Raw genomic sequence first — 10,823 nt, forward strand, 5'->3', positions numbered from 1 at the left:
CTGCGAAAAGCCCTCACCAACTTCTACCCCGAAATCGCCTCCTTCTACCTCACCGACTACAAAGTCCGCATCCTCGACAGCCCCGCCGGAACTTCTGCCAAAACCCGAGTCCTGCTCGAAAGCAGCAATGGTTTACAACGCTGGTCAACCGTGGGTGTTTCCGGCAACATTATTGAAGCCTCTTATCAGGCAGTAGTCACCGGATTAGAGTACGGACTCATGCTGCAAAATCAGGTCAAAGCGGCGATCGCGAGTTCACGGATTGCCTAGCGTTAAACAAGCTGATCGCCCCACCCCCTCACCTCCTCATTCATCCATCCACCCCCCATCCCTTCTACGGTTATCCTCCCTGCCCCTAGCTCGGCTCGATCGATACAGTAGTAATAAGTAATACACACATCTTCATAGAGCGAGGTGCTGCGATGTCGATGCTATTCGCCCTTTCGTTTATGGGCTGTGTCAGCGCAGCTCTAGTTGTCGTCCAACATCACTTTCTGAAAGACCTCACCGACCCTGCCCCTGATCAGTCCTAGTGAGCACTGGGTCTTTGTATTCCCGGTTCTGACCTGTGGTACAGCCATTTGTTGATTCGATCGCGTTTCAATTCAGTTCAGAACCTGATGCACGTTGACACTTTAGTTTTGTCACTTTATTTAGTTGCCATTTCCATTCAGGAACCACCTCAAGATGTTTGAGTATTTCACTGAGAAATCGATCGCCGTTGTCATGGCTGCCCAGGAAGAAGCGCGTCGGCTGGGTCATGCTCATGTCGGTACCGAGCAGCTTTTATTAGGCTTAATCCGCGTAGAAGGCACGGCAGCCTTTAAACTGCTGACCGAGCTAGGGATTACGCTGGAAGCCGCACGACGCGAAGTCACAAAAATTGTGGGACGCGGTTCTGGTTTCGTCCCAGTCAATATTCCCTTTACACCTAAATCAAAGCGCATTTTTGAGCTAGCTTTCGAGCAGGCACGGCAGCTTGATACGCCTTACATCGCGCCAGAGCACATTCTGCTGGCACTGATTCAGGACGGTGACAATGTTGCCAACAAAGTTCTGGAAGCAATGAACGTAGATGCCGTTTCCGCCAGAGTGCAGCTCCTTCAGGCAATGAATGAAGTCGAACCTGCTACGGCTGGGGCACGTCGTCGCTCGATGGAGGGCAGCTCCAAGGGGATAGGCAAGATGCTGAGCGAGTTTGGTCGCAATCTGACCGAGTTTGCCAAAGACGGTAAGCTTGACCCGATGGTGGGTCGATCGCCCGAATTAGAGCGTGTGATTCAAATCCTGGGTCGCCGTACTAAGAATAATCCGGTGCTGGTGGGTGAGCCTGGCGTCGGCAAGACTGCGATCGCCGAAGGTTTGGCACAGCGTATCGTAGATGGTCAGGTTCCCGACCTTCTGCTGGACAAGCAAATCATCTCGCTTGACATGGGCAGCCTCCTGGCAGGCACAAAGCTCCGGGGTGACTTTGAAGAGCGCATTACGGGGATTGTTCAGGAAGTCCGCGAGTCGCAGAATGTCATTCTTATGATTGATGAGATTCATACCCTTGTGGGTGCGGGCGGAACCGAAGGCGGTACAAATGCAGCGAATATGCTGAAGCCTGCCCTGGCAAGAGGTGAATTTCAGGTGATTGGCGCGACCACACTGGACGAATACCGCAAGCACATCGAGCGCGATGCTGCCTTGGAACGCCGCTTCCAGCCCGTGATGGTGGGTGAACCTTCTGTAGAAGAAACGATCGCCATTCTGCACGGACTGCGCGATCGCTATGAGCAGCACCACCGCCTGACGATTTCTGACGAGGCACTGGATGCGGCTGCCAAGCTCTCCGATCGCTACATCACCGATCGGTTCATGCCTGATAAGGCGATCGACTTGATTGACGAAGCCGGATCAATGGTGCGTTTTCGCAACAGCAAAGCCTCGCCCACTAAAGATCTTAAGCATGAGCTGAAGGAAGTCACTACCGCCAAACAAGCCGCTGTCACCGAGCAAGACTTCGACAAAGCCGGACAGTTGCGCGATCGCGAGCTGGAGTTAGAAAAGCAGATTCAGGCGCTCAAGAACGGAGATGTGACCGTTTCGCAGGCTGACCTACCCGTGGTGGTTGCCGAAGACATTGCTCAGGTGGTTGCTTCCTGGACAAGCATTCCGGTGAGCAAGCTGACCGAATCTGAATCGATGATGCTGCTGCACCTAGAGGACGTTCTGCATGAGCGGGTGATCGGTCAGGAAGATGCGGTGAAAGCTGTGTCGCGTGCCGTACGTCGCTCTCGGGTGGGCATCAGTGATCCCAATCGTCCGATCGCCAGTCTGCTGTTTTCGGGTCCGACGGGCGTGGGTAAAACTGAGCTTGCCAAAGCCCTCGCCGTTGCCGTGTTCGGTTCCGAAGAAGCGATGATCCGGCTCGATATGTCTGAGTTCATGGAGTCGCATACGGTTTCCAAGCTGATTGGTTCGCCTCCGGGCTATGTGGGCTACGACGAAGGCGGTCAGTTGACCGAGGCAGTTCGCCGCAAGCCGTACACCGTGATCCTGATGGACGAGATCGAGAAAGCGCATCCTGATGTCTTCAACATGCTGCTTCAGTTGCTCGAAGACGGTCGCTTGACCGATTCGCGGGGTCGCACGGTCAGCTTCAAGAATACGGTCGTGATCATGACCTCGAATATCGGCTCGAAGGCGATCGAAAAAGGTGGCAGCAGCCTTGGCTTCTCAACCGCAGAAGATACCGCAACCGCTCAGTATCACCAGATTAGATCGCGCGTGATGGACGACATGAAGGCTTACTTCCGCCCTGAAATGCTGAACCGCATTGACGAGATCATTGTCTTCCGTCAGCTCAACCGCGAAGAAGTCACTCAGATCGCCGACCTGATGATTCAAGAAGTCGCAGCTCGTCTGCAAGCGCAGAATCTTGGTCTGGAAGTCACGCCTGCCTTTAAGGAGCGTCTGGTCTCCGAGGGCTTTAACCCCGTCTATGGGGCACGCCCCTTGCGTCGAGCGATTGCCCGCTTACTCGAAGACAATCTTGCAGAAGCGATGCTGTCGGGTACTGTTCGGGACGGTGATACTGCTTTTGCCGATGTTGATGATGATGGTCAGATCCAGATTTGTCGTCAGGAAAAAGCAAGCTTTGCACCGATCGCCCCGTAGGGGCAACTGCGAAGCAATCGCGTAAGCCTGATTTGATCAAGCAAAGTTGATAGCACGAGTACATAATTCTGGGGGCTTTGCCCCCTTTTTTGTTGCTTTACACTAGCTCTCTAGTTCCCTTGGGGATCACGAGTTCCCCGGAGGCAAAGATTTTGCAGCTTTCAAGCTGATAAAAAAAGCAGGCATAAAGCCTGCAAAAGTGGAACTATTTTAATTGGGTTTAATAGGGAATCCAGGGATCAACTGGCAATCTGGCTTAGCAGTAAGGGCGAATATCTTCACCACATTCGTCTGCCAGATAGCAGAGGGCACGAAACCGCAGTCCGACTAGCTCTTCATAAAGAGGGTTGAGCTTGCAGAGGGGCGGAATGTGCAGCAGAGTTTTCCCGAACACCTTGATGTCGCGCTCAAACGGGCACTGCGGCGGGATCAGCTTAGCAATGCGGCGGGCAAAGGTGCGGTCTTGGACAGGAAGAGTATCTACCCAAAGACGGATAGGCTGGAGGGGATCACGTCTGGGAGAATGAATTGTATGAAGTGTCGATGAACTATTCATCATTTCACCTGTGGAATCATAGGAAACGATCGCGGTGGGACTAGCCAGAGTGAAGGTAAGCGATCGTTAAGTTAGCAAGTTGAAGCAGGCTTAAACAATTTAATGCGCTGGTTGAATCCAGCATAAGTGGTGAGGAAAGGGTTCAGGTGAAGGAATTGAAAACCTTAATTTGGGTTTCCTGAAGCCCCAGTAAACTTTCCAGGGTTACGTTCAGCTTCCAATTGGTCTAGAAAACGAACGGCGCAGTCCTGTAGGAATCTCCTGAAAATGATACTGTCTCAGGGCATGAGCCATATCAGCGCGAGTCATGACGCTCAAGGGATCGATTCGCTGATCCGATCGTATGTTGACGAATCCGCGATGCAGGGCCGCTGCAATCTGCTGGCGTGCCCAAGGCGGAACCTGATAGGAATCGGCATAGTTTGCCAAAATCCCAGTAGCGGTCGGGTCCGAATCCTGAACACTGCCCGATGCTTTGGCGATTACAGAAAACGCCTCAGCGCGAGAGACTCGATGATCGGGAAGAAATTTTCCTCCCGGCTGAACGGTCATGATACCGCTTTTTACAACCGTCTGAATATCTTTGTAAGCCCAGTGCGAGACCGACACATCTGCTAACGCAGGGGCAGCAGCGGTTTGTTTTGCCGGGTCAAGTTGAAAGGTGGTGACTAAGATATTTGCCAGTTCAGCGCGGCTCACTGCGGCATCTGCTTGAGCCAGGTCGCCCTTAAGCGCAGGCAGGATTTCCGCATTAATTAAGTTAGAGGTGGGAGTTTGAGAAGGCGAAACCTGAGCAACTGCTGCCAATCCAGACAGCAATAGGGTTAGTGAGAGAGCACCGACAAACCGTTCCATCGCATGAACCACTCCATAAACACACACCACTAGCAAACGACGATTCGACTGATCTGAATGTTGCGAAGGAAATGAAGTTTGCTTAATTCAGCTTTAGTCAAATTGCCATGAACAGCGCAAAGTTTCTCTGCTTCTGTTGTGACTTATTGAACTAAAAGTGAGGTAGTCGGTGTGACACTCTTTTGACTGCACCTTCAGGATTTGTAATATAAATCCCTATCTGTAGCCATAAACATCATGCCATAGGATGAGGACAATCGGGTTCACCCAATCGTATTACTTGATGGAATGAAAATGATATTTTTTAGCACAGTCGAGAAATCAACCAGGAATTACTTTCCGACGATTGTTTTAGAGCGATGAACAAATAAAAAAGACAGAGAATTTGTATCAGATTTACCGATTTGGACATTGCGGTTGAGATTATCCGCGACCCAAAATAAATAGCCCCAGCATGGTGATGCTATTCCATAGACTATGCATCAGCATTGGCGTCAGTAAACTGCGCGATCGAGAGTAAACAAAGCCCAGGATTGATCCCAGCACCGTCAGCGGTAGCACTTCCGACAGGCTTAAATGGGCGATGGCAAACAAAACACTGCTCAGGGCAATCGATCCCCAAACGGGAAAGTAGCGTGTCAGCGAGGGCAGCAGAAATCCGCGAAACAGCAGTTCCTCAAAGACCGGAGCCGCGACTGCCGCTGTAAACAGAAAAATTGCTAGGGCGACGCGATCGCCTTCTTCCAGCACAATCTGTAATAACGGATTGCTGCCTCCCTGGCCCTGCCAAAGCTGCTGATTTACCAGGGAAACCGCCAGCATCAGCGGCAATGCGACCAGATAGCCTCCAATTCCCCATAGAAACCAGTTACGTTTGCCCTTGAGCTGAAACCAGTCCTTTGGTAAAGGAAAGTACGCTCGAATCGATAAATAAAGAGTGAGCAGCGTTGCACTTGCCATCAGTAAGTAATAGCAAAGCGTATTGATCGCCTGGGCCCGTTGTCCAAAAGCAGCAAAATTAAGCGGCAGCAGATGCAGCACCCAGGGCACAAGCAGCTGACCTGAAAAGAAAAAGCCGCCGATCAAGACCTGCCAGACAGTTTCCCCAGTCCAGGGAACCTGCCATGCCAGACTGTTTGCTTCAGCAGGAGCTTGCTTTGCCCGGATGAGCCAGCGTCCAACCACAATCAGTAGCAGCACGATCCCCAAAGAGCCGCCGATCGCCGGAGCAACGCCCACAAGAGTTAGCTTCACCAGCGTTTGACGAGCCACCTGCTGTTGAGTTACTTCCAGGGCGGCCAGCGCATCGGGTCGCTGTTGTAGGGCATAGAGTCGCCGCAGTGCCCGATCGCGAAACCAACCATCCAGCGAGGCTTGAATTTGGGATTCGGCATCAGGAAGCAAACGGGGTGGCTCATTCCATAAGCCAATCAGAACGGGAGTAATTGCTCTAATCGAAGCGGTGGAATTTTTATCGGAAACCTTACCAGATGGACGCTGAGCGGTGGGCTGAAAGGAAGCAAGTCGATCTTTAAGGGATTGCCAGGATTCGATCGCCGCATCGGTGTGGTTTTGCTCTGCCTGAAGCAGCCCGATCCGCAGATCAAGCTGATCGATCAGGGTTTGCTGCTGCAGCACGGCGAGTCGAAGCTGTTTGTTTTGTTCTTCGATCGTGGCAGGCTCCGTGGGCGCAGGCGTAGTTCTCGTGTCGGGATCAGTGGGACGAGAAGACTGGACAGCTTCCTCGGGGAAAGGATTGTCCTGAGAAACGGTGAGGCGGGTCTGTAGCTGCTGAAGATTTTCGGCGGCGGAGTTTCGCACAGACTGATATTGCTCCAGCGCAGTTTTAACCGGGTCTTGACCGAGTAAGGTGTTTTTTACCCCAGCCAGATTGGCGGGATCTGACGCATTCGGTTTGAGTTCGCTGGCTCGCAGCAGCAGATCGGTCTGGTAAAGCTCCAGGCGATTGGTAATTTGGGGTTCGCTAAAGCTGGCAAGCAGGGAACCACCTAAAAATAGAACCACCAGAAGCGTAATGCCGCTTAAAATTAGCCGTTTGATTTGACTCATCGATTCAGACCCGATCGCTGGACAGAAATTTACAGAATTTTTTTGAAATGATTTGACAAAATAATTCCATTGAATAATTGCATTGTAAGGGTGGCGATCGCAAAAGCCAGAGGGAGGAAGCAAGACAAATTCTTCCTGTCCCGATCACGGTAGAATTGCAAAGGACTTTTAACGTTCAGCGGCTTTAGAGATTTTCAGCGCATGGGAGGATTGCCCCGGTGACTCGCGTTATTCTGGTTCGGCATGGAGAAAGCACCTATAACGTCGAGCGGCGGGTGCAGGGACACTGTGATTTGTCTGACTTAACAGAAAAAGGGCAGGCAGGAGCGCGGCAGGTCGGCGCAGTGTTGCAGGGTTTGAAGTTCGATGCGGCTTATTCCAGTCCGCTCAAACGCGCTAAGCAAACTGCGCAGCTTATCTTATCGAGCTTAAACGAGCAGGGCACGCCGATCCCTGATCTGCGGTTGACAGACAACTTGAAGGAAATCAATTTGCTGCAATGGGAAGGACTCACCTTTGAAGAAGTCGAGCAGCAGTTTCCCGAAGGATTTTTGCTTTGGCGCGATCGCCCGAAGGATTTGAAAATGCCCATGGAAACCCCAGAAGGCACAACAGATTTCTATCCGGTCATGGCTCTTTATGAGCAGGCACGGCAGTTCTGGCAGGAAATTTTACCGCAGCATTTAGGTGAAACCATTCTGGTTGTGGCGCATAGCGGTATCAATCGCTGTTTGATCGGGGCAGCAGTCGGGCTGGACGCAGACAGCTATAAATCAATGCACCAGTCAAATTGCGGCATCAGCGTACTGAACTTCGCAGGCGGTCTAGGCGATCCAGTGCAACTTGAGTCTGTAAATTTGACGGCGCATCTAGGCGAACCGATCCCAAAGCCGCGCAAAGACACAAAAGGCGCAAGATTTTTGCTGGTGCGCCATGGCGAAACTAACTGGAATCGAGACAAGCGGTTTCAGGGACAGATCGATGTGCCGCTCAATGATCAAGGACGGGTACAGGCAGGTCAGGCAGCCGAATTTTTGCGGGATGTCGCAATTGATCGCGCCCTCAGCAGCCCGATGCTCCGCCCAAAAGAAACGGCAGAAATTATTCTGCAACATCACCCGCAAGTGACGCTAGAACTGGACGATCGCCTCTGCGAAATTAGCCACGGGCTCTGGGAAGGCAAGCTGGAAGCCGAAATCGAAGCAGAGTTTCCTGGGGAGCTAAAGCAATGGCAGATCGCGCCCGAAACCGTGCAAATGCCTGAAGGCGAAAATCTTCAGCAGGTGTGGGATCGGGTTGTGCTTGCCTGGAAGGATCTGGTTGCCTCAACGCCAGAGTCTCAGGATGATAGACCGACAACCGTACTGGTGGTGGCTCACGATGCCGTGAATAAGGCAATTCTGGGTTATTTGATCGATCGCGGTCCTGAGACCTTCTGGACCTTTAAACAAGGCAACGGAGCCGTAACGGTGATCGACTATCCGCTCGGCAACCAGGGCAAACCGCTGATTCATGCCCTCAACATCACAAGCCATCTAGGAGGCGTTCTCGACAAGACGGCAGCCGGGGCACTGTAGCCACGGGACTGTAACCACGGGACTGGTAATCACAGGAACGAATTTATGACCGCTGAGCTAATCCGACAAGTTCGCCTGCTTGACCCTGTGACCCTGGGTGATTCCCCCTCTGGGGAACTGCGAGGCGATCGGGTTGCAGATGTCTTGATCGGGGATGGCGTGATTCAGTCGGTCGAAGCAGCGATTAATTCTTACCCGGATAATACTCAAATCCGGGATGGGTCAGGGCTAATTCTGGGCACGGGATTGGTGGACTTATACAGCCATTCGGGTGAGCCGGGATTTGAGGAACGGGAGACGATTGATTCTTTGGCAGCGGCGGCGGTTGCTGGAGGGTTTACCCGCTTAACCCTGCTCCCTGATACCCATCCTGCAGTCGATAATCCCGCGACTGTTGCCTGGTTTCAGTCTCAGTGCCAGAAATTTACCGTCCCCCAAATTCGCAACTGGGGAGCATTAACGCTGGATGCCAAAGGCGAACAAATGACGGAACTGGCAGAATTGGCAGAGTCGGGCATCGCGGGATTTGCAGACAGCAAGCCGATTCAAAACATGACTCTGCTGCGTCGCCTGCTAGAGTACAGCCAAGGTCTGAGTCAGCCAATCGCGTTATGGTGCTGCGATCGATCCTTGAGCGGCAATGGCGTGGTGCGCGAAGGCCAGGAATCCCTGCGGTTAGGACTGCCCGGAAGCCCAGACTACGCGGAGACTGCCCCTTTAGCGGCTCTGCTGGAATGCCTCGCGGCAATTGGAACTCCGGTGCATTTAATGCGAGTTTCAACCGCGCGAAGCGTTGATCTGATTCGGCAGGCAAAGGCAACCGGGCTACCGATCACAGCAAGCACCAGCTGGATGCACCTTTTGCTCAACATTGAAGCGGTGCAGAGCTACGATCCCAGCCTTCATGTCGAACCGCCCCTGGGCAATCCTGCGGATCAGGCAGCCTTAATCGAGGGCATTCGATCGGGGATCATCGATGCGATTGCGATTGATCATAGTCCGTACACTTACGAAGAAAAAACTGTCGCTTTTGCTGAATCTCCACCGGGGGCGATCGGACTGGAATTGGCTTTACCGCTGCTCTGGCAGGCGTTAGTCGTTTCTGAAAAGATCCCTGCTCTTACCCTCTGGCGGGCACTTAGCACCAATCCGGCACAGCTATTAAACCAATCTCCTGCAAGCATTCAGCCGGGTCAGCCCGCCGAGCTAATGCTGTTTGACCCCAATCATGCCTGGCAGGTGACTTCTCGCACGCTCAAATCGCGATCGACTAACACCCCCTGGCTCAATCAAACGCTTCGAGGACGGGTGTTGCAAGTCTGGGGAGGACGGTGACGCATGACGAGACGCTTGCAGCTAGAGCCGAGTAATCCTGCATTGTGTCAGATCATTGCCGATCGCATTGCCGCCAGTCCGCAGCAGCGCGTCACCTTTGCAGAGTTTATGGATCTGGCACTGTACGAACCACAGCACGGCTATTACGCTCGCTTTCAGTCAAAGATTGGCGCACAGGGAGACTTTGCCACCTCACCCCATCTCGGCGCAGACTTTGGAGAACTGCTTGCCGTTCAATTTGCCCAGATGTGGGAAAAGCTCGATCGCCCCAATCCCTTTACGCTGGTTGAGATGGGAGCCGGACAGGGACTTCTGGCACAGGACATCGTGCGCTATCTGCATCGACATTATTTCGAGTGCTTTGCCGCGCTGCGCTATGTAATTGTCGAAAAATCACCTGCCTTTGCCGCCGAACAGCAAGCCCGTCTCCGCTCCCTAATCGACTCCTGGGGCGAAGTGGCATGGCACACCTGGGACGAGATTTCTTCAGATTCGATCGTTGGCTGCTGCTTTTCCAACGAATTAGTCGATGCTTTTCCCGTACATCGGCTGACAATTGCAAACGGTAAGCTTCAAGAAATTTACATCACCGTAAGCAGTGAACCGACACCCAATCCTGCCGTTGCCTCCGATGCCCATTTTGCTGATGCCCATTTTATAGAGACGATCGGCGAACTTTCAACCCCGCGCTTTGCCGAGTATTTTCAGCAGATCGGAGTAGATTTGACCCCCTACCCAGACGGCTACCGCACCGAAGTCAATCTGGCAGCGATCGACTGGCTGCATACCGTTGCCGATCGGCTCCATCAGGGCTATTTGCTGACGATCGACTATGGCTATCCTGCCCATCGCTACTACAGCCCAACCCGCAGTGCAGGGACGCTTCAGTGCTACTATCACCACGCCCATCACGACAACCCCTATCGGGCGATCGGTCATCAAGATATTACCGCTCATGTCGATTTCACGGCTCTGGAGCAATACGGCACACCAGCAGGACTAGACCCGATCGGCTTCACGCAGCAGGGCTTGTTTCTGATGGCGTTGGGCTTGGGCGATCGACTTACCGCACTGTCTCAGCCCGATCCTGATCTGACGCTGCAAATTATTCTGCAACGGCGAGAAGCACTACATGGGCTCATAAATCCGATGGGGCTGGGCAATTTTGGGGTGCTGATTCAGGCAAAGGGATTGTCAGGCGACGCGCAGAGCCGATTACTAAAAGGACTGCAAATGGGCTGAGTCCCAATGTTGGGCTAGCGGGTAAT

General features: G+C 52.8%; 8 protein-coding genes. 5 read left to right on the forward strand and 3 right to left on the reverse strand.

Annotated elements, in window-relative coordinates:
* Both H6F80_RS01020 and H6F80_RS01025 read left to right on the forward strand, forming a co-directional pair.
* On the forward strand, positions 1 to 270 hold a 270-nt coding region (locus H6F80_RS01020; protein ID WP_277879001.1), incomplete at its 5' end, for an alpha-isopropylmalate synthase regulatory domain-containing protein.
* 417 nt (positions 271 to 687) lie between these two features.
* Positions 688 to 3,162, forward strand: coding sequence for an ATP-dependent Clp protease ATP-binding subunit (locus H6F80_RS01025; protein ID WP_190789762.1), 2,475 nt, complete (start codon positions 688 to 690; stop codon positions 3,160 to 3,162).
* A 256-nt stretch (positions 3,163 to 3,418) separates the two neighbouring features.
* Here H6F80_RS01025 and H6F80_RS01030 read toward each other — a convergent pair whose 3' ends face one another.
* From H6F80_RS01030 to H6F80_RS01040, 3 genes are all read right to left on the reverse strand, one after another.
* On the reverse strand, positions 3,419 to 3,718 hold the full coding sequence (locus tag H6F80_RS01030; protein WP_199296295.1) for a Mo-dependent nitrogenase C-terminal domain-containing protein: 300 nt from the start codon (positions 3,716 to 3,718) through the stop codon (positions 3,419 to 3,421).
* Between the two features lie 210 nt (positions 3,719 to 3,928).
* Complete coding sequence (locus H6F80_RS01035) at positions 3,929 to 4,573, reverse strand: S-layer homology domain-containing protein (RefSeq protein ID WP_190789764.1); 645 nt, start codon at positions 4,571 to 4,573, stop codon at positions 3,929 to 3,931.
* A 423-nt stretch (positions 4,574 to 4,996) separates the two neighbouring features.
* The gene (locus H6F80_RS01040) at positions 4,997 to 6,643 is read right to left on the reverse strand and encodes a CPBP family intramembrane glutamic endopeptidase (RefSeq protein WP_190789765.1); all 1,647 of its coding nucleotides are present in this window, start codon (positions 6,641 to 6,643) and stop codon (positions 4,997 to 4,999) included.
* 218 nt (positions 6,644 to 6,861) lie between these two features.
* Between H6F80_RS01040 and H6F80_RS01045 the strand changes: the two genes are divergently transcribed.
* Genes H6F80_RS01045 through H6F80_RS01055 form a run of 3 tightly spaced genes read left to right on the forward strand, consistent with a single transcriptional unit; the run spans position 6,862 to position 10,797 of the window.
* Positions 6,862 to 8,220 carry a histidine phosphatase family protein gene (locus H6F80_RS01045; protein WP_190789766.1) on the forward strand — a complete coding sequence of 453 codons (1,359 nt, stop codon included), beginning with the start codon at positions 6,862 to 6,864 and terminating at the stop codon, positions 8,218 to 8,220.
* Positions 8,221 to 8,265: 45 nt separating this feature from the next.
* Positions 8,266 to 9,555 carry a dihydroorotase gene (locus H6F80_RS01050; protein ID WP_190789767.1) on the forward strand — a complete coding sequence of 430 codons (1,290 nt, stop codon included), beginning with the start codon at positions 8,266 to 8,268 and terminating at the stop codon, positions 9,553 to 9,555.
* Positions 9,556 to 9,558: 3 nt separating this feature from the next.
* Entirely contained in the window at positions 9,559 to 10,797 is a 1,239-nt protein-coding gene (locus tag H6F80_RS01055) for a class I SAM-dependent methyltransferase (RefSeq protein WP_190789768.1), read from the forward strand.
* The last annotated feature ends 26 nt before the right edge of the window (positions 10,798 to 10,823 follow it).

This window comes from Leptolyngbya sp. FACHB-711 (genome assembly GCF_014695615.1).
In the GTDB taxonomy this organism is placed as follows: Bacteria; Cyanobacteriota; Cyanobacteriia; order Elainellales; family Elainellaceae; genus Leptolyngbya_A.